At 71.6% G+C, this 19,153-nt stretch carries 16 protein-coding genes; 5 read left to right on the top strand and 11 right to left on the bottom strand.

The features are described from left to right. Nucleotides 1-60 precede the first annotated feature (60 nt). The gene (locus ACRX5W_RS28710) at nt 61-1,101 is read left to right on the top strand and encodes an ROK family protein (protein WP_436791265.1); all 1,041 of its coding nucleotides are present in this window, start codon (nt 61-63) and stop codon (nt 1,099-1,101) included. Next, nucleotides 1,068-2,291 (top strand): N-acetylglucosamine-6-phosphate deacetylase, encoded by a 1,224-nt coding sequence (gene nagA, locus ACRX5W_RS28705; protein ID WP_436791264.1) that lies wholly within the window; start codon nt 1,068-1,070, stop codon nt 2,289-2,291. Before ACRX5W_RS28710 ends, nagA begins: the two co-directional genes overlap by 34 nt. 210 nt (nt 2,292-2,501) lie before the next feature. On the opposite strand, the gene ACRX5W_RS28700 is transcribed toward nagA, so the two are convergent. Beyond that, nucleotides 2,502-3,170: a TetR/AcrR family transcriptional regulator gene (locus ACRX5W_RS28700; RefSeq protein ID WP_436791263.1), complete on the bottom strand. Its 669-nt coding sequence runs from the start codon at nt 3,168-3,170 to the stop codon at nt 2,502-2,504. Nucleotides 3,171-3,459: 289 nt separating this feature from the next. On the opposite strand from ACRX5W_RS28700, the gene ACRX5W_RS28695 reads away from it, so the two are divergent. Continuing rightward, nucleotides 3,460-5,154: a SpoIIE family protein phosphatase gene (locus tag ACRX5W_RS28695; RefSeq protein WP_436791262.1), complete on the top strand. Its 1,695-nt coding sequence runs from the start codon at nt 3,460-3,462 to the stop codon at nt 5,152-5,154. A 250-nt stretch (nt 5,155-5,404) separates the two neighbouring features. Here ACRX5W_RS28695 and ACRX5W_RS28690 read toward each other — a convergent pair whose 3' ends face one another. Both ACRX5W_RS28690 and ACRX5W_RS28685 read right to left on the bottom strand, forming a co-directional pair. Then, a complete protein-coding gene (locus ACRX5W_RS28690; protein ID WP_436791261.1) occupies nt 5,405-6,079 on the bottom strand; it encodes a hypothetical protein in 675 nt (224 codons plus the stop codon). A gap of 32 nt (nt 6,080-6,111) precedes the next feature. After that, a complete protein-coding gene (locus ACRX5W_RS28685; RefSeq protein ID WP_436791260.1) occupies nt 6,112-6,588 on the bottom strand; it encodes a hypothetical protein in 477 nt (158 codons plus the stop codon). Between the two features lie 578 nt (nt 6,589-7,166). Between ACRX5W_RS28685 and ACRX5W_RS28680 the strand changes: the two genes are divergently transcribed. Further along, entirely contained in the window at nt 7,167-8,045 is an 879-nt protein-coding gene (locus tag ACRX5W_RS28680) for a metallophosphoesterase family protein (protein ID WP_436791259.1), read from the top strand. A 62-nt stretch (nt 8,046-8,107) separates the two neighbouring features. Here ACRX5W_RS28680 and ACRX5W_RS28675 read toward each other — a convergent pair whose 3' ends face one another. Further along, nucleotides 8,108-8,935 carry an IclR family transcriptional regulator gene (locus tag ACRX5W_RS28675; protein ID WP_436791258.1) on the bottom strand — a complete coding sequence of 276 codons (828 nt, stop codon included), beginning with the start codon at nt 8,933-8,935 and terminating at the stop codon, nt 8,108-8,110. A gap of 328 nt (nt 8,936-9,263) precedes the next feature. On the opposite strand from ACRX5W_RS28675, the gene ACRX5W_RS28670 reads away from it, so the two are divergent. Next, the gene (locus ACRX5W_RS28670) at nt 9,264-10,388 is read left to right on the top strand and encodes a PASTA domain-containing protein (RefSeq protein ID WP_436791257.1); all 1,125 of its coding nucleotides are present in this window, start codon (nt 9,264-9,266) and stop codon (nt 10,386-10,388) included. A gap of 287 nt (nt 10,389-10,675) precedes the next feature. Here ACRX5W_RS28670 and ACRX5W_RS28665 read toward each other — a convergent pair whose 3' ends face one another. The 7 genes from ACRX5W_RS28665 to ACRX5W_RS28635 all read right to left on the bottom strand — a co-directional run bounded on the left by ACRX5W_RS28665 (nt 10,676) and on the right by ACRX5W_RS28635 (nt 19,147). After that, complete coding sequence (locus tag ACRX5W_RS28665) at nt 10,676-11,986, bottom strand: acyl-CoA dehydrogenase family protein (protein ID WP_436791256.1); 1,311 nt, start codon at nt 11,984-11,986, stop codon at nt 10,676-10,678. A gap of 123 nt (nt 11,987-12,109) precedes the next feature. Further along, a complete protein-coding gene (locus ACRX5W_RS28660; protein ID WP_436791255.1) occupies nt 12,110-13,789 on the bottom strand; it encodes a class I adenylate-forming enzyme family protein in 1,680 nt (559 codons plus the stop codon). Beyond that, a complete protein-coding gene (locus ACRX5W_RS28655; protein ID WP_436791254.1) occupies nt 13,776-15,410 on the bottom strand; it encodes a class I adenylate-forming enzyme family protein in 1,635 nt (544 codons plus the stop codon). Before ACRX5W_RS28655 ends, ACRX5W_RS28660 begins: the two co-directional genes overlap by 14 nt. After that, on the bottom strand, nt 15,407-16,072 hold the full coding sequence (locus ACRX5W_RS28650; protein ID WP_436791253.1) for a hypothetical protein: 666 nt from the start codon (nt 16,070-16,072) through the stop codon (nt 15,407-15,409). Before ACRX5W_RS28650 ends, ACRX5W_RS28655 begins: the two co-directional genes overlap by 4 nt. Next, nucleotides 16,069-17,571 (bottom strand): class I adenylate-forming enzyme family protein, encoded by a 1,503-nt coding sequence (locus ACRX5W_RS28645; protein WP_436791252.1) that lies wholly within the window; start codon nt 17,569-17,571, stop codon nt 16,069-16,071. Before ACRX5W_RS28645 ends, ACRX5W_RS28650 begins: the two co-directional genes overlap by 4 nt. Beyond that, nucleotides 17,571-18,359 carry an enoyl-CoA hydratase/isomerase family protein gene (locus tag ACRX5W_RS28640; RefSeq protein WP_436791251.1) on the bottom strand — a complete coding sequence of 263 codons (789 nt, stop codon included), beginning with the start codon at nt 18,357-18,359 and terminating at the stop codon, nt 17,571-17,573. The genes ACRX5W_RS28645 and ACRX5W_RS28640 overlap by 1 nt, the downstream gene beginning before the upstream one ends. After that, nucleotides 18,344-19,147, bottom strand: a complete 804-nt coding sequence (locus ACRX5W_RS28635) for an enoyl-CoA hydratase/isomerase family protein (protein WP_436791250.1) — start codon at nt 19,145-19,147, stop codon at nt 18,344-18,346. The genes ACRX5W_RS28640 and ACRX5W_RS28635 overlap by 16 nt, the downstream gene beginning before the upstream one ends. Between the last annotated feature and the right edge of the window lie 6 nt (nt 19,148-19,153).

The following is a 19,153-nucleotide window of genomic DNA, read 5'->3' as shown; positions in this document are numbered from 1 at the left end:
CCGCGCCGACGAACGACCGCCCCCGACACACCTGGCCGACCCGACCCGGAAGCGAACGCGATGAGAGACGACCAGGCCGCCGCCCTCGGCGCCCCGAAGACGCCGCCCCCCCGGGCGCTGCCGTCGGTCGGTGGGAGCACTCCCGCGCACGAGAGCGCCGCCTCGGCTGCGCGCGGGGGCGGCGCCTGTGTCATCGCGCTCGACGTCGGGGGCACGGTCATCAAGGGCGGCCTGGTCTCGCGCGACAGCAGGTTTGTATTCGCCGACCGCCGACCGGCAAGGCGCGACCGGGGACCGGCAGCCGTCAGCGAGGGCGTCGTCGCGTTCGCGGACGATCTGCGACGGGTCGCCGAAAACCGGGGGCTGACACCCGAGGCGGCCAGTGTCGTCGTCCCCGGCATCGTCGACGCCGCTGCGGGGACAAGGTCGGCCAATCTGGGGTGGCGTGACCTGCCGCTGCGCCGGCTGGTCCGCGAACGCCTCGGTCTGCCCGTGGTGTTGGACCACGACGTGCGCGCCGGTGCGCTGGCCGAGGGCCGCATCGGCGCGGCCGAGGGCAGGGACGCGTTCGTGTTCCTGGCCCTGGGCACCGGCGTCTCGGGGGCCTTCGTGGCGGGGGGCCGGGCGTACGCCGGGTCACACGGGCGCGCCGGTGAGATCGGCCATACGCTCGTACGACCGGGCGGCTCCCGGTGCGGATGCGGTGCGCGCGGCTGCCTCGAAGCGGAGGTGTCGGGCCCGGCCGTCGCGCACAGGTACGCCGAAGCCGTCCCGGGGGCGCGCGCGACCGCCGCCGACGTCGCCGCCCGCGCCGAGGCGGGCGACGCGGTGGCGCAGCGCGTGTGGCACGACGCCGTCTCCGTGCTCGCCGACGGCGTCCTCACCGCCCAGGCGCTGTTCGACACGCCCCTGGTGGTGATCGGCGGCGGGCTGTCCCGGGCGGGTGAGACGCTCCTCGCGCCGCTGCGGGCGATGCTCGCGGAACGTGCGACCTTCCACGTCGTGCCGGATGTCGCCGCTGCGGCTCTCGGCGACAACGCCGGGTGCCACGGCGCGGCTCTGCTCGCATGGGACGCGGTCGACGCGGCGGTGGCCCGGTGACACGCATCCGGCTCACCGGGGCACGGGTCGTCCTCCCGGACACCGTGCTCGAAGACGGCGACGTGACCGTCACCGACGGCGTGATCACCGGCGTCGCGGCCGGCTCCGGCGCTCCGTCCCGACCGGGGGACGCCGACCCAGCGGACGCGCGACACCGCCCGGAAACCGTCGATCTGGGCGGCCGGTGGCTCGTGCCGGGCTTCGTCGATATGCACGTGCACGGCGGCGGAGGCGCGTCGTACACCGCCGGAGACCCCGACCAGGGGCTCGCGGCCGCCGCGTTCCACCGCGAGCACGGCACCACCACGACCGTCGCCTCGCTCGTCACCGCCGCACCCGGCCAACTCCGCGACAGCGTCGCCGCGTTGGCCGGCCTCGTCGAGGACGGCATCCTGGCCGGACTGCACCTGGAGGGCCCCTACCTCAGCCGCGTGCGGTGCGGCGCCCACGACCCGGCGCTGCTGCGCGCCCCCGACGCCGCCGAGACAGACGCCCTGGTCAAAGCCGCACGCGGCACCATCCGCATGGTGACGCTCGCACCCGAACTGCCCGGCGCCGTCGACCTCGTGCGCAGGCTGTCCGATGCCGGGGTGGTCCCCGCGATCGGCCACACCGACGCCACCCACCGTGAAACGCAGGCCGCGCTCGACGCGGGCGCGAGCGTCGCCACCCACCTGTTCAACGCGATGCGCGGCCTCCACCACCGCGAACCCGGCCCCGTCGCAGCGCTCCTCCAGGACAGCGACGCGGTGATCGAACTCATCAACGACGGCGTCCACCTGCACCCCGACATCGTCAGCCTCACCTACCAGGCAGCCGGTGCCTCACGCATCGCGCTCATCACCGACGCCATGAGCGCCGCCGGAATGCCCGACGGCACCTACGCCCTCGGACCGGTGACCACCCGCGTCGAAGCCGGCATCGCACGACTGGCCGACAGCGACACCATCGCCGGCAGCACACTCACCCTCGACCGCGCGCTGCGCACCGCCGTCCACGACAACCACCTGCCCATCACCGACGCCGTCCGCTCCCTGACCGCGACCCCGGCCGCCGCCCTCGGACTGGCCGACACCATCGGCACCATCGAGACAGGCAAACGCGCGGACCTCGTCGTCCTCGACCATGACCTGCACGTGACAGCCGTCATGCGCCACGGCCGGTGGATCTCCACCCGCGGCAACTCTTGAGGACCGCGCTCCACCACACGTCGGCTCCTGGCGGGGGCCACCGACCGAATCGGCCGGCCGCGTCATGCACCCCTGACCGGCGCCGGATCGCTCCGACGACAGACCGCGCGGCAGCGAACCGGCAACCGCGGCCCCGGCCCGCGAAAGCAACGGGACGTGCCGACGCCAAGGCGGCACGCCCGCAACGCGGCACCGGCGCGGCGTCGCGGCTCACGCGGTCGGCTGCGGACTCTCCGGCACGTCAGGCGCCTCGCCCTCGGCGACCGCGGACGCCGCCCACAGCCGCGTGAACGACTCGACGATCCCGGCCATGTCGACCGACGGGTCGCTCAGCCACTGGATCTGCAGGCCGTCGATCACCGCGAGCAGCATCCGGGCGAGGTGTTCGCGTGGCACGTCGGCCCGGACGGCGACGTCTTGCCCGCCGTCTTCCATCCCCTCGACGATCTGGGCGGTGAGCCTTCGATACCGCGCCACGAAATAGTCGTGCGCGGGAGTTTCCGCATCGGCGGACGTGGCCGCAAGCGACACAAAGAGCTTCGCCAGCCCGGGATGCTCCACCGTGTGGCGAACGGTCTCCTGGATCCGCCGGCTCCTTTCGACGGCCTCGGTCGCCGCCGTGGCCAGGGCCTCCCGGTGCTCCAGGACGGCCAGCAGCAACTCGTCGCGATTGCCGAAGTAGTAGTTGAGCGCGGGCTGCGTGACTCCGACCCGGTCGGCGACCTCCTGCATGGACAGGTTCTCGCCGCGCTCGTCGAAGACCTCGTACGCGGCTTCGAGGATCTTCTGACGGCGTTCCCCGCTCTTGCGGTACGGGCCCCGCTTCTTCCGCACGCCCTTGACAGCGGCCTCTTCCGGCGTTTTTTGTCCCCGACTCACACCGACCTCCTGGTTCGCGCGTTCCGCGCGCCCCCACGCGAAATCGGCTGATGCACGAAAGATTTTAGCCCGCCGGCACGGGGCCCACCGCCCCGATCCGGGCCCGGGAACCCGGCAGCCGGCCCCGCCGCCCCACCACGGGGTGGCCTGGACAGCCGCTTTCCAACAGGCCGGCACGGAATCACGGCACCGGCCGGAGCCGCCGTCGCGGGCCCTGCCCCGCCCATGCTGGTTTCGAAGTGGGCAGGATGGGGGTCATTCCGCGCAACAAGGTCACGGGAGAACGCCGATGAATCACGACCACGGTGACGGCCCCGCATCGTGCGGTGCCGCGCTGCTGCCACCCGCGGTCGACGTCGGAATGTACGTCGTCGACGACCAGGGCCGGATCGTCCAGGTCAATGCCCGCGCAGAAGAGTTGCTCGCATGGTCGGCCGCGGACCTGATCGGCCGGGACGCCCACGATTTCCTGCACCGCGGTCCCGGCGGCGAGCGCCTGCCCTCTGCGCGGTGCCCGATGATGAAGGCCTTCCTCGGCGGCCGACCGGCACAAGGGGACCACACGTGGTTCAAACGCGGAGACGGGTCCTTGCTGCGCCTCGCATGGCTGGTGGCGCCCTGCCGCACCGAGGACGGCATCGGCGGGGCCCTGGTGATCTTCCACGAGTCGATCGGCGAGCCCCCGCCGGAGCAGGCCGACGCGGTTGCGCTGTCCGAGCTCGACCGATTGGCGCTGCTGGCCGAGACCACCACGACGCTGACCTCCACTTTGAACGCCGAGGAGGCGGTCCAGCGGCTCATCCGGCTGCTCGTACCCCGCCTCGCGGACTGGGCGGTGGTGGACCTGATCACCGAGGAGAACGACGTACGCCGGACCTTGGTGGTGCACCACGCGGACGGCGCGCTCGTACGCCGAGACGACCTCGAAGGCCCCATGCCGCCGGTCCCCGAGGAATCACCCATGCCGCTGTCACGGGCGCTGCGCGGCGTCGCCGCTTCGCTGGCCGGCCCCGAGTACTACAGGGGCACCCCCGACTCGGGCATCGCGGTCACCCAGCGCGAGCTCTTCGACGCCACGGGAATGCACTCGGCGGCAATCGCACCGATCCGCGGTCTCCGCGAGGTGCTCGGAGCCCTGACCCTCGGCCGCGCCGACCGGCCTGAGGCATTCGGCCCGGCCGACCTGTCGCTGCTGGAGGACATCGCCCGGCGGGCGGGCCTCGCCCTGTCCAACGCGCGCCTGTACCAGCGCCAGCAACGCGTCGCCGAGACCATGCAGCGCCATCTGCTGCCCCAACTGCCCCGGGTGCCGGGCCTGGAGATGACCGCCCGCTACGTCCCCGCACCGCACGCCTCACAGGTGGGAGGCGACTGGTACGACGCCTTCGTCCTGACCGACGGAGCGACCGCGCTCGTCATCGGCGACGTGGCAGGACACGACCTGGACGCCGCCGCGAGCATGGCCCAGGTACGCAACATGCTGCGCGCCTACACCTGGTCCCACCAGGAGCCCCCCAGCGCGATCGTCGAACGGCTCGACCGGGCCATCCTGCACATCACCGACGCGGAGATGGCCACCATGGTCTTCGCCCGCGCCGAACCGGTCGCCCAGGGAACCTGGCAGCTGCGGTGGACCAATGCCGGCCACCCGCCGCCCCTCCTGGTGACCCGCGACGGACAGGCGCGATACCTCGAAGACGGGCACGGCATCCTCCTCGGCAGCGGGATGGACCTGCGCCGTCCCGACGCGGTCGCCCCGCTGCCGCCGCTGTCCACCCTGGTGCTCTACACCGACGGCTTGATCGAGTCCCCCCGCCGCTCCATCGACGCCGGCCTGACCGAACTGCGCCGCCACGCGGCGGCCCTCGCCCAACGCCCACTCGACACCTTCTGCGACCTCCTCCTCACCCGCGTCCGCCCCCCGGGCAACACCGACGACGTGGCGGTACTCGCTTTGCGGACACCGGCAACCCCCTCGGCGTGACAGTGCGTTGACCCGGCCGAGAACCAGGCCCGGCAGTGTCGCAGACCAGGCACGATCGGGCCCGGGTCGATCGAGCACGGGCCCTCGGGGCGCTCGACGTCCGACCGGTTGCATACCCGTCCCGGAAGCGTCGCAGATCGGCACGGTCGGCTACGGATCGACCAGTCGGGGAGCCGTCCGCGCGCCCGACGTCGACACGACGCACCGCACCGCCGCGGCGACCGCCGCAGCCCCCGTGCAACGCTCCGGGTCAGCGGTCACGCCAGACGGGGAACGAGTGGTGGAGGGTGGCCAGGGCCAGGTGGACGCGCGGGTCGGTGGTCCCGGGGTGAACCGTGTAGTCGTGCCGGGTCGACGTCGCGGTTTTGAGCGCGAGCTCGGGAGTTCTGCCGTGCCGCCAAGTCGTTGCCCTGGGCATACGCACGATGTCACCACCCAGCAGGGCCACGGGGAACATCAGGACCCACAGCGGGGACAGCGCCCACCAGACACTCCAGCCGAAGCGCGTGCCCTTGACCGCGTGGAGGGTCGCACCGTCGGCACGGGTGACAAGCCACCTGGCTCGGCGCGGTGGCATCGCCGTACCGCCGGAGCGGTCGACGGTCGCCAAGACCGCGCCGTGGGCGTCGCAGACGTGGTAGCGGGTGTGCCGGCCGTCGACGGAAGCGGTGGTGACGCGGGCCAGGAGAGTCTGGCGCTCGGCGTCGGTCCACAGCAGGAACTCCCGTGGGCCACCGGTCGGATCACCACCGACGGCGGCGTTCTCGACGTGCGCCGCCTCGCGAAAACCTGCCTCGGGCCGGCCGCGGTCGAAGACACGGAGGAGTGCGTACGGCCACGCCGCAGCGGGCATCCCACGATGCCGCTGACCCAGCGGGCGCACTTCGAGGGTGCTGGTGGTTCCGGCGCTGAGCACGGATGTCACGGAACGTTCCTTTCAAAGAACAAAGCGGTAGCCTACGGCGCGGAGTGCCGGGCCGTCGGCCCCGGCCACGGTCCCTCCGGGGCATGAGCGGCGGTACTCGGCCACCGGTGGACGGTGACGGCACGTCGGATCACCAACGGGGCGGTGAGAACCGTCCACACGCAGACAACGAAGACGACCGGTTCGCCGATGTTCGGGCCCGGTTGTGCGGCCGTCGCCACCCGGTAGCCCCATCCCAGCGGCACCGCGACCGCCACCGCCGAGGCCATGACCGTCCACCACCGCCAGTTCAGCCGTCCCCGCACGGCGAGGACCAGGATCACCACGGAAACCACCCCGAACGCCACGGCCCCCACTGCGAACACGGCCTGCTCCGCGGTTCCGGACACCACCGGCTCGACGACGCGGCGCAGCGGCAGAGCCGACTTCGTCGACGGGTCGGCGTCCATGCTGCCGACCTTCCACGCGGTGACCACGGACAGCAGCGCCGACCACGCAGCAACGGCCAACGCCGGAATCCACCGGGCGACCGGCCTGGCGCAGGAAAACGGGTGTACGACCATGCCCGAAACCCTGCCGGAACCCAGTCCTGCCGACATGAGTACCCGTACTCACCCCGCGACCGGGCAAGCTGAACCTGCCTGCGGCCCAACCCGCACCGGAAACTTCCGGACGCCTGTTCCAGTGACGCCTTGACCCGCGTCCGCAGCCGTTTCCCCGCGTCCCGTGCGGCGCCGGGGCTGGTGCGAGCCTGCTCGGCCGCGCCGCACGCGGCGATCCCGCTCCCGGTGAAGGCGGCGATGCACCGCATGGTCGACACGACGCCTGCGCAAGACGCCGAGGACGTCCTTCGGAGCCTGCGGGAACGAGGTCCGTGACCCGGCCACGGCACGAACTCCCCGTCGCGCCCTCGATTTCTGTTTACGCGGGCTCGCGTCGGCTGCGATGCTCGATACGGCTCGGCCGTCTCCGGATGGCGGAGCGCTGGGATGTGAGCCACCGCCCGGGCGGTGGTTGACACCGCATCGCTGCGCCGCCCGGCCTGTGCCGTGCCGTGACAACGGCTCGTGAGAAAGGTCGATGGGCGATGAGGATCGCTTTTGTTGGCGATGTCCACGGATGCGTGCTGCACGCACTCGGTGCGGCGGTGACGATGCAGGCACGTCGGGAGATCCGGCTCGACGCCGTGATCCAGGTCGGGGACCTGGGCGCCTACCCGTCGTATGACCGGTTCGACGACTCCACCCGCCGCTTCGCGCGGGACCACCCCGCCCAAGGCGACTTCCTGCGTCTGCTGGACCCGCCGCCGCGGTTCGCCGACGGGGTGCGCGCAGCCCTCCAACACGTCCCTCCTGTGCTGTTCGTCAGCGGCAACCACGAGGACCACGACTGGCTCGCACAGCTCCACGACCAGGCCGCCGCCGAGGCCGTGCCGGTGGACCCGCTCGGCGCCTACCGCCATGTCGCGTGCGGCACCGTGCTCGAAGTCGCCGGGCAGCGCGTGGCGTTCCTCGGACTGATCGAACTGCCGGGAAAAATGGACCTGGACGGCACCGCGTACGCACGTCTGATGGCGACACAACCCGGCGGCGTCGACATCCTCGTCACCCACGACGGCCCGTACGGGATGTCACTCGACAGGCGCGGAAACACGCAGGGCTCGCCGAAGCTGACCCGCCTCATCGAACACCTGCGACCGCGCGTCCACGTCAGCGGCCACTACCACCACCCCAACGGCCCACGCCGGTACGGCCCCACGACCTCGTACGCGCTCGCCCAGTTGGTGGAACCCAAGGCCACCCGATGGGCCCCGGAACCGGTCAACCCCCGCCAACACCTGACCCCCGGGAGCATCGGCCTCCTCGACACCGAGACCGGCGACTTCACCTACATCGACGACCCTTGGCTCACCGAAGTGGGCGGCGACACGTTGGACCTCGTCGACCTGATCGCCGCCACCTCCTGAACCGGCCGCCGACTCGCGTGCCGCCGGGTTTCTCCCGCCGGTGACGAGGCGCCCAGGCGAAGTCAGTCGCCGACGATGACGTGCTCAGAGCCAAGCACCGGTGACGCCGGTCCGCCGTGCCCGGCAACGCCGGGGCTGAGGCTCCCCGCGGCCAGGCCCGTGGTGATGTCCTCCGCGACGGAGCGGAGAACGCCCGTCAGTCGGCCTATGGACAGCCGGGGAGTCCGGCCGGTGACGCCGATCATGCCGATGAGAGTGCCGTCCGGGCCGCGCAGTGGAGCGGCGGCGCAACTGTAGCCGAGGGCGCCCTGCTCGACCTCGGTGGCGATGCCGGTGTCGCGGATGGCAGCGATCACGGTGTCGAACCGCCTCCACGAGGTCGTCGTGTAGCGGGTCAGCCGGGCCGGCGGCCGACGCCGCAACCGGTCCAGCAGCTCGGGGTGTTCGGCGAGGATGAGACGGCCCATGGCGGTGGCGGGAAAGGCCGGGTGGCCGAACGAGAAGCCAGAGCCGAACGAGCCCGCGATCTCGGCGCGGTTGGTGCCGAACGCGAGGCTCAGGACCGTCACTCCGCTGTCGGTGACCGCCCCGACCCAGGCGATCTCCCGGGTGCGCGCCAACATGTCGTGGACGTGCGGTGTCGAGAGCGCCGACAGCCCCTGCTGCTCGGAGGCGCGCATGCCGTACTGGAGCATGCGGCCGCCGAGGCGGTAGCCGTTCTCGTCGCGCCGCAGCATGTTGCGCGCGACCAGGTCGGCGGCGATGCGCCGGACGGTCGGCTTCGGGATGCCGGTGGCCCGGGTCAGTTCGGCGAGTGTCACCGGCCCGCGGCCCGCCGCCACCACGTCGAGGACGGCGACGACCCTGCCGGTGACCGTGTGGTCGTCCATTCCGCCACTATCCCGCGCCATACGGCCCCGCGCCCGGGCATTTCGCGGCCGCGGGTCACTGAGTGACACGGTGTCGTGGACCCCAAGGTGCCTGCGCCGCAGGCTGGTTGCGGCACTGACCGGCCGCGGTGTCGTCCGCGGAAAGCCAAGCGGGGGTCGAAGCGTGGCACTCTACTGCCGCTTGTGCGGTGTGCGTACCGATGGCGCGGAACGTCTCGGGGTGTACTGCCCCGGTCCTCGCTGCGGCACGGATCTGCGTGCGGGAACACACGGCGGAATCCAGGCCTGGTGTGAGCCGGACCGGCAGCAAGGGCGACCGGGGCGGCCGGTGACGGTACGCCTGACGATCCGCAACGCCGGCGACACCGCCGACTCGTACCGTGTCGAGCCGGTCGAACAGGTCGACGGGGAACTCCGGTTCGACGAGGCGGCGCTCACCGCCCGGCTCGCACCCGGCGGCGTCCGCACCGTCGAACTCCGCTACACGCCGCCGCGCGACCGGGTGGGGGCGGGCCTCGACGTCGCGTCGCGGTTCGGTGTCCCGGGCGCGGACCTCGCGCGGGAGGCCGGCGACGCGGCCGGCGCACGGTTCGGCATCGCGCTCCGCGTTGTCTCACAGGCCGATCCGTCGGCGGCGGCCTGCGCGGCGTTCGCCGTGGACGTGCCGGGCCGGGTACGCGTGGACAGGTCGGACCCCGGCACCTCCGGCGGCGTTCCGGGGACTCCCGTGCCACGCACGGCCAGGCGGGGGATTCCGCTGCTGGTCGGCGCGTTCGTGCTGGTGCTGATCGTGATCGCCGCGGTTGTCGCCGTCCAGGCCGGTGGGGGCCGTGACAACGACAGCTCCGCGGGCTCGCCGCCGGGTGCCGCCGCTGCGGGCGGCGAAGGCGGCGGCATCGGCGGCTCCGACGGTAACGGCGGTCGCGACGGCGGAGGCAGCCCACCGCCGTCGTCCCCCGGCAAACCCGGCGGCGGCAACGGGAACAGCAACGAAAACGGAAACGGCAACGGCAAGGTTCCGAGCACGCTGCCGCCATCCGCCCCCAAGCAGGTTGAGATGCGCGACCTGTACGGACTCCCCCTGGAGACCGCCGAACGCGAACTGGCCGAGGACGGTCTCAAAGCGCGGGTCGTCGTCGACGAGCACTCCGGCATCCCCAAGAACAACGTACGGGGCACCGAACCCGAAGAGGGCGTCCTCGTGGACGTGGGCAGCACCGTCGTCCTGCACGTCGCGGACGGCAAGTTCCAACTGCGGAACTACGTGGGCCAGAACGTCGACACCGCCGCCGCCTCGCTGCGCGACCTGGGCCTCAATCCGGTGAAGGTCCCCTCCGAGAAGAACCTCCAGGTGCCGCACATGCAGGTCGTCGCGATGTCCCCCCGCGCCGAAAGTTGGGTGCAGGCCGGCGACTCGGTGACGCTCACCTACCAGTACAACCCGATCAAATGACAACCACGCGCCGTTCCACCGAAACGTCCGGCGTACCCGAACCTGTCCACGTGCCAAGTCCGCCCACAGGTCCGCGCTCGGGCGACTGACGGCACCCCTGCTCGCGGTCGCCAAGGCGACGCACTCCAACAAACCCACGACGGTATCAGCTTGGATGCGAAGGCCCGTTATTATCATATGATTGCGAGTCACAGGGGATGCGAAATCGTTGTCGCTGGGTGGCGGCGGGGGCGTTGACTGCTGCGGTCGGCCGAAGCACCATCGTCGACGAGCGCGGTCGTCTCCTCTCACCGGTCGGCCTGCGGGCGCGATGCATGGGGCGCGCGGGCCGGGGCCGGTCCCGGGGAGGGTCGGCCCCGGGCGATCCGGTTGAACGGCACGCCCCGGTCGGGGGCGTACTCGCGGGGCATGCCGAGCAGGCGCTCGCTGATGACGTTGCGGGCCATCTCGGTGCTGCCGCCGCCGAGGCTGATGACCTGCCGATTGAGGAACGACGTGCCCACCTGCCGGGCGAAGTCCGGGTCGGGGCCGGACCCGACGGCGGCCATCGAGCCGGCGATGCGCAGGCCGAGGTCGTTCTCGGCCTGTGAGGTCTCGGCGTGGAAGAGGCGCAGCATCGTGATGGCGGGGCCTTGCAGGTGGCCGGAGGCGAGTCCGTGGGAGATTCGTTCGACCAGTTGTTCGTGCACGGTGGCGAGCGCCAGCGCCTCGCCGATCATCGTGCGTACTTCCGGGTCGGCGGTGCGGCCGGACGCCCGGGCGACCTCGATCGGCTGCATGGCCGACTTGCTGCGCGGCATGCCCTCACCGCTGGTGTACGGCGATCCGCCGCCCATCGCGGTGCGTTCGTGGTGCAGTTGGCGCGTGGCGACCTTCCAGCCACCGTTGACCTCGCCCACGACGGCGTCGGCGGGGAGCCGGACGTCGTCGAAGAACTCCTCGCAGAACTCGGTGGAGCCGTCGACCATGCGGATGCGGTTCATGGTCAGCCCCGGCGCCTTCGTCGGCATCAGGAACATCGTGAGGCCGTCGTGCTTGGGCCTGTTCGGGTCGGTACGGGCGAGGCAGAGCGCGTAGTCGGCGCCGTACGCCGACGTGCTCCAGGTCTTGGCGCCATGGACCACCCATTCGTCGCCCTGGAGTTCGGCGCGGGTGGTGAGTCCGGCGAGGTCGGACCCGCCGCTGGGCTCGGACAGGAACTGCGCGAGGACTTCCTCACCTCGGATCGCCGCGGCGATGTGCGTACGCTTCTGCTCCTCGGTGCCCCATTCCAGCAAGGTGGCGCAACAGACGCTGAACGTAGGGATGTTGAGGAGGATGGGCAGTTCGTAGCCGGTGGATTCCTCGTTGAACGCGCGCTGGTGGTCCTGGCTCAGGCCGAGGCCGCCGTACTCCTTCGGGAAGCAGATCCCGGCGAACCCGCCCGCGTACAGCTTCTGTTGGAGTTCCCGGGCGCGGATCCACGACCGGTCCTCGTCTTGGTGGCGGGCGAGGTGGCTGACGTTGCCGAGCTTGGGCATGTCGTCCGCGAGCCACGCGCGGGCGCGGGCGCGGAACGACTCGACGGGTTCGGGGACTTGGGCGCGGATGGTGGTCATGGGTTTCCGCCCTTCGGGGGTCGGCGAGGCCGGCCCGGTCGCCGACGGTGGTCGTCGGGGGTGCCGCACACGGACTGGTTGAGTGTGTCCGCCGCAGGAACAGGTGGAGGTCGTCTTCCCAGGTCACCTCCGGTCCGTGAACAGGCGCCGCACGGCGGCGACATCGACCTTTCCTCCGGCCGACCTCGGGACCTCGGCCGGGTCGCCGGTGACGAGCCAGCGGGTGGGGATCTTGAAGCCGCTCAGGCGGGTGCGGGCGCCTTCGACGAGATCCGGTTGCCGTACGTCCGGCTGCGCGACGACGAGCGCGGCGATGTGCCGTACCGCGTCGTCGGTGGGGTCGGTGACGTCGGTGACGTACGCCTCCAAGACGCCGGGGACGTCGCGCAGCGCGGCCTCGACCTCAAGGGGGTACACCGTGGCTCCCTTGACCTTGACCATGTCGTCGAGGCGGCCGCGGAACCACAGGTATCCGTCGGCGTCCAGCACCCCGAGGTCACCGGTGCGGTAGTAGCCGTCGGCGGTGAACACCTCGCTGCGGTGCCGACCGCAAATACCCCGCATCAAGCTGGAGCCGCGCAACCGGATCTCGCCTTCGGCGCCGGCCGCGACCTCGGTGCCGGTGTCGGGGTCGGTGACGCGTACTTCGACCCCGGCGAAGGGCCGGCCGAGGCTGCCGTGTTTGTCCTGCGGCAGGTCGCGGTCCATCGGTGCGCCGCAGTACGGACCGAACGTCTCGGTCATGCCGAACAGGCTCGGCCGCGCCCCGGGCTGCGGCCGGCGGTCGGGGTCGAGGACGGCGGGCAGACTGGCCGGGCGCAGTGCGGACAGGTCGGCGTCGCCGAAGGCGGGGTGAGCGGCGAGTCGGGCGGCCTGGTCGGGCCAGCCTCGGAACAGTGTGGCCCGTTCGCGTTCCAGGAAGCGGATGGTGCGTTCTGGTTCGGGTTCCGCCTCGGTGAGCAGTGTGGCGCCCGCGAGCAGTGCCGTGATGAGGCCGCCGCTGAAGCCTCCCGTCCAGAAGAACGGCATGGGGATGTAGAGGCGTTCGCCGGTCCGGACGCGGCGATCGTCCAAGGTGGCGGCGGTGGCCCGCAGTGCGTTGCCGTGGGTGTGGATGATGCCTTTGGGGGTGCCTCGGCTGCCGGAGGTGAACAGGATCGTCATGTCGTCGGCGGGGCGTACGACCGATTCCAGGGCGTCGACCACTTCGGCGGGCGCGGGGTTGGCGGGCAGGTCGTCCAAGGTCCAGGTCTGCCGGAGCGACGGCACGGCCGCGTGGCGGCGGCCCCTACGGGTGTTTGCGAGCAACCCCGGTTGTGCAGAGTCGAGTTCGTCGAGATAGGCGCGGCCTTTGAACCGCTCGACCAGGATGAGGTGGGACACGGCTGCGATGCGGAGCCGGGGCAGCAGCTCGGCCGGTTTGAGCAGCGTGCTGAGCGGCACCAGGACCGCGCCGACGCGCATCGCGGCCAGTGCGGTGACCGCCCAGTCGATGCCGTTGGGCATCAGCAGCCCGATCCGGCTGCCCTTGTTGACCCCGGCGCCGACCAGGCGGGCCGCCAACTCGCGGCCGGCGTCGTCGAGTTCTGTGTAGGTGACGGATTCGTCGTCGCTGACGAGGGCTTGGACGCGGGGGTGTTCGCGGCGCCGAGTGGCGAGCAGCGCGGGGATCGTCCACTGGGAGATCGGCACGCGGGCCGGGTCGCGGTTCCGAGCGTTGGTCGACGCGTCGCTCGGTGCGTTGTTCGCGGCACCGGCACGCGTACCGCCGTCATGGTCGCGCGTCGGTTCACGAGTCGGCACCGAGAAGCTCCTTCAGTGCGGGGATGTCGATCTTGCCGCTCGGCTTGGTCGGCACCTCGTCGTCGGCGATCAGCACGATGCGCCTCGGGATCTTGTACGCCGACAGGTGCTCGGCCAGGCGGCGGCGCAGTTCGTCGGGGGCGGGTGCGTGGTCGTCGCGGACGACGCGTACGGCCGCCGCGACGATCTGGCCGCGTTCGGCGTCGGGGAGGCCCACGACGAGTGCGTCGAGTCCGCTGATCTCGCGGATGGCGTCGGCGACTTCGGTTGGCGAGACGTTGGCGCCGGCTGTCTTGATCATGTCGCCGCGGCGGCCGTGGAAGTGGAAGAACCCCTCGTCGTCGACGCTGAAGATGTCACCGGAGTGATACCAGCCGTCGGCGTCGAACACCTCACCGCGTTCGCGGCCGTGGTAGCCCTCCATCACGAACGGGCCGCGCAGCCACAGTTCGCCCTGGTGCCCCGGGCCCGGGTCGGCGCCGCCGTCGAAGTCCGTGATCCGCGCCTCGAAGCCGGGAACGGGCCGTCCGAAGGAGCCGCGCCGGTGCTCGGGCTGGTCGCCTTCGTCCTCGCTCGCCAGGCAGACGCTGCCTGTCTCGGTCATGCCGAGCATCTGGTGGCGCAGCGCGGGGTCGGCGGGGCGGACGTCGGTTGGCATGATCGGGTAGAGGTTGCCGCGCCGGATCGACGAGAGGTCGCGTCCGGCGAACGTCGGGTCGGCGGCGAGGCGGGCGATCGACTGGACGTAGCCGTTGACCATGGTCGGCCGTTCGCGTTCGAGGAAGTCGAGCACGTCGGCGGGCCGCGTGGCGTTCGAGCAGAGCATGCGGGCGCCCGCGAGCAGTGTGCCGAGCATGATGTACGCGTAGCCGCCGATCCAGAAGTACGGCGAGTTGGAGAACAGCACCTCGTCGGGGGTGTAGCGGCGCATCTCGTTGAGGTTGTGGAGGTGGCGCAGCAGCGATCCGTGGTTGTGGACGACGCCTTTGGGTGCGCTGGTGGAGCCGGAGGTGTACACGATCACGAGGCGGTCGCTCGGGTCGACGGCGTCCTCGGCCGCCTGGGCCACGTCCTCGTCGAGTTCGGTGCCGCGCTCGATGAGGCGGGCGATCGTCCGGGAGTACGCGACGCCGGAGGGGGTGTCTGCGAAGAAGACGTGTCGCAGGACCGGCGCCGACGCGGTGAACAGCGGTGCTTCCGCAGCGGGGTCGAATCCGGGGACGGCGGCGGCGAGCGCCGCGACGTAGTCGTGGGACCGGTAGGAGCTGGTGGCCAGGAGGATCCCGACATCCCCGTTGCGCAGCAACGTGCCCAGTTCCGAAGGCGTCGACAGGGTGCTCATCGGGAGGGTGACGGCCCCGATGCGGGCGGCGGCCAGCGCCGCGACGACGAAGTCGGGGCCGTCGGGGTAGAGCAGCCCGACGTGGGTGCCTTTCCCGGCGCCCAGCGCCAGGAGCCCGCAGGCGAGTTCGCGTGAGCGCCGGTCGGCTTCCTCGTAGGTGAGGTTGTCGTCGTCGCAGGTGAGCAGCGTACGGGCGCCGTGCCGGGCGGCCTGTTGCCGGATCGCTTCGGGGACGGTGAGCGGCACGGCGTCGTCGGCGTGGATGCGGGTGGCGGTCATGGGCGCGGCCTCCGGGGGGAGACGGGCGGGAGTTTCGCGCGGTCGCCCTTGACCGCCTCCATGCTTGCCTCGCACAGCAGTTCGTCGCCGTCCAGTAGCTGTCCCGTCGACTGGATGCGGCGGCCCGCGTCGCAGCGGGTGAGGGCGAAGTGCAGGTCGTGCTGGAGCGGGGCCGGGTGGCGGTAGCGCAGACCAAGTGTCACGGTCTTGCCGGCCACGCCGGAATCGCAGTTGTGGTGCTGGATCACCGCGTCGAAGAAGACCGCGAGGAATCCGCCGTGGACACAGCCGGGTGGACCCTCGTACGCGACGGGGAAATTGACGGTGCCCGACGCCTCGTCGCCGTCCACGCAGATGCGGTATTCGGGGAAGCAGGGGTTGAACGCGCCGATGTGGCGCGAGTGGTCGATGTAGGGACGACCGTCACCATCCGCAGCGGTGCCGACGCGAGGCGGGGACTCCGGTGCCGGAGCGCGCTCGGTCAGGATCTGTTCCGCCTGTGCCAGGGCGTCCAGCAGCCCGTCGAGATCCGGGTCGGGCTCTTCGAGTGACAGCAACAAGCCGGTGACGCGGCGCAGTTGGGCGGCGGCGCGGACCATCTGCGGCAGTGGTTCGACGCCGAACACCCACGGCTCGGTGTCGGTGTGCGGAATCGCGGTCACCGCTCCCCCGTTCCGTCCCGTTCGTTCAACTCGTCCCACAGCACGCTGACGGCCGCGACGTCGACCTTGGCCGACGGGGTGCGGGGCAGCCGGTCGACGATGCGGATTTCGACCGGGAGTTCGTAGCGCGCGAGGGTTTCGGTGGCGTGCGCGAGCAGGTCGTCGGGCGTCACCGGCTCGTCGGCGGGGCGCAGTTCGACCGCGGCGACCGGTACGGCGCCGAGCCGCCGATCGGGGCGGCCGATGACGGCGGCGGCGCGGACGGCCGGATGGCGTTCGAGCGCGGCGCGGACGTCGTCCGGCAGGATCTTGAATCCGCCTCGGATGATGGCCTGGTCGGCGCGGCCGAGGATCCACAGGAATCCGTCGGCGTCGAGGCGCGCGAGGTCGGTCGTACGCAACCACCCGTCGGCGGTAGCAAGTTGGGCCGCCTTGACCTCCAACACGCCTTCCTGGTCCGCCGGGCGTGGTTCTCCGGTGTCGGGGTCGACGACGCGCAGTTCGCAACCGGCGTGGGCGCGGCCGACGCTGCCGCGTTTGGCCGACCAGTACTTGTGGTGGTCGGCGAGGTTCCATCCGGCGACACCGCCGCCGAACTCGGTCGCGGCGTACGAAATCAGTACGCGGACGCCGTACTTCGCGGTGAACGCGTCGGCGTCGTCGGGCGACAGTGGGGCGGTGCCGCAGATGACGGACCGCACGCTCGACAGGTCGGCGGGGTCGAGGTCGGCCTCCAGCACCATGCGCAGCGCGGCGGGAACCAGGCTCACGGTCGCCGGTCGGTGTCGTCGTACGGCGTCGGCCCAGTCCTCGACGGTGAACCGCTCCAGCAGCGCGAAGGACCGGCCGTCGCTGACGCATTGCAGGACGCGGAACAGCCCGCCGAGGTGGACGAGCGGCGAGTTGACGATCGCGACGCCCTTGCGCAGCCGCACGGTCGCGTCCTGGTTGGACTCGTAGTGCTTGGCTCCGGCCAGCACCCTGGTCAGGGTCGGGTAGGTGAGGTCGATGCGCTTGGGCGGCCCGGTGGTTCCGCTGGTGAGCATCTGCACGGCGACGTCCGGCCTCGCCGCGTCGGCGTCCCGGGGGTCGCCGGGCGTCACCTCCACGGGTGCGCCGAGGTCGCGGGAGCCGAGCACGGTCGCGGGGTATCCCGGCGGGACCAGGGTCTCCAGGTCGGCGGTGTCGCCGACGACGAACGGCAGCTTGAGGGACGCGATGTCGTCGCGGACGCGTTCGGCGCCGCGTCCGGGGTTGATGGTCACGACGCAGGCTCCGGCGCGCAGGACGCCGAGCACGTGAGCCACCGACAGCGGCCGGTTGCGCAACAGCACGCCGACCCGCGCGGCCGGGGGGAGCCGGTCGGCGATCGCCTCGGCAGCCGCCCCGATCTCGCCCCAGGTGTGCCAGGTGCCCTGATACTCGACGGCGGGGGCAGCCGGGTCGATCGCGGTGACGTCGGCGATGCGCCGGCCCAGCGGGTGGGTGAGGACGTCCATTACCGGAGCCTCCAGGGCTGTTTCGGGGTGGTGTCGGCTTCGGCCATCCCGATGGGGTTGCCCAGCCGGGTGTAGATGAGCGACTGCTCCATCGCGGCGCGGTAGGGGCGGTCGAGTGACTCCCAGATCGCGCGCACGGTGCCCTGGGTCGCGGCCGACGGTTTGCTCGCGATGCCCGCGGCGATCTCGTGGGCCCGCTCCCACAGCCGGGCGGGTTCGACGATCTCGGTGACCAGACCGATCCGCAGCGCCGTCTCGGCCGACACCCGTTCGTCGTTGCCCATCAGGGCTATACGGAGAGTGTCGCCGAGTCCGATGCGGCGCATCAGGCCGATGGGCTCGACCGCGCAGACCCGGCCGTGGGTGACGTGCGAGTCGAAGAAGGTGGCGTTGTCGGAGCAGATGACGATGTCGGCCTCGTTGACGAAGTAGAACGCCCCGGCGGTGCAGATGCCCTGCACGGCGCACACGACGGGCTTCCAGCACTTCTGCCATTTGGGGCTGAGCAGTTCGCCGGGGTCCTCGTGGTTCCACACGTCGTCGGGCTGTCCGTACGGCTTCCTCACGTCGAGTCCGGCGCAGAACGCGCGGTCGCCGGAGGCGCGGAGGACGACGGCATGGACGTCGGGATCACCCTTGACGCGGTGCCACGCGTCGCGGATCTCCTCGCACATCCGCCGGTCGAACGCGTTGAGGGCTTCCGGCCGGTGAAGGGTGATGGTGGCGACGCGGTCGGGTGTCGTCTCGTACTTGATCGTCGAGTAGGCGGCGGTCATCGGCACTGCCATTTCGGCTCGCGCTTCTCCAGGAACGCCGTGGGGCCTTCCCGGGCGTCGTCGGTGCGGACAACGCGTTCGCGGAAGGCCTCGGCCAGGATCTCGGCGTCGTGCAGCGGCAGATCCAGGCTCTTGCGGATCGCGAGACGGGTGCCGCGCACGGCGAGCGGCGCGTTGCGGTTGATCAGGGCGGCGAGTTCGCGTGCGCGGGGCATGAGCTCGTCGTGCGGCACGACCTCGGAGATCATGCCCAGGTCGTAGGCGCGTTGCGCGCTCAGACGCTCGTGACGGCCGGTCAGCGCGACACGCATCGCGATGTTCGGCGGCAGCACGCGGGCCAGCCGGACGGCTTCCCGGCCGGAGACAAGACCGATGCTCACGTGCGGGTCGAAGAACTCGGCCCGCTCCGAGGCGACGGTGATGTCGCCGGTCGTCACCAGGTCCAGGCCCGCTCCCGCACACAGCCCGTTGACGGCGGTCAGCACCGGCTTGGTCATGGTCCGGAACGGGGGCGTGGCTTCCTGCGGGGCCTCCCACTGGGCGTGCGTCGACAGGTACGGCTCCTCGTAGACCACGCGCCCGTCGTCCGGGATCTCCCCGACGTCCGCTCCGGCGCAGAACGCGCGGCCTTTGCCGGTAACGAGGATGAGCCACACGTCGTCGTCGGCCTCGGCGGCGGCGTACGCCTGCCGCAACTCGCGGGCCATGAGCGGGCTGACGGCGTTGAGCTTGTCGGGCCGGTTGAACATGACGGTGGCGACGCGGTCGTCCACGTCGTAGAGGATCGTCTCGAATCGCATGCGCGT

The sequence above is a fragment of the Yinghuangia sp. YIM S10712 genome (genome assembly GCF_051388935.1).
Classification (GTDB): Bacteria; Actinomycetota; Actinomycetes; order Streptomycetales; family Streptomycetaceae; genus Yinghuangia.
Note: the sequence above shows the minus strand (reverse complement) of the source record. Positions and strands in the feature narration are given on the sequence as shown.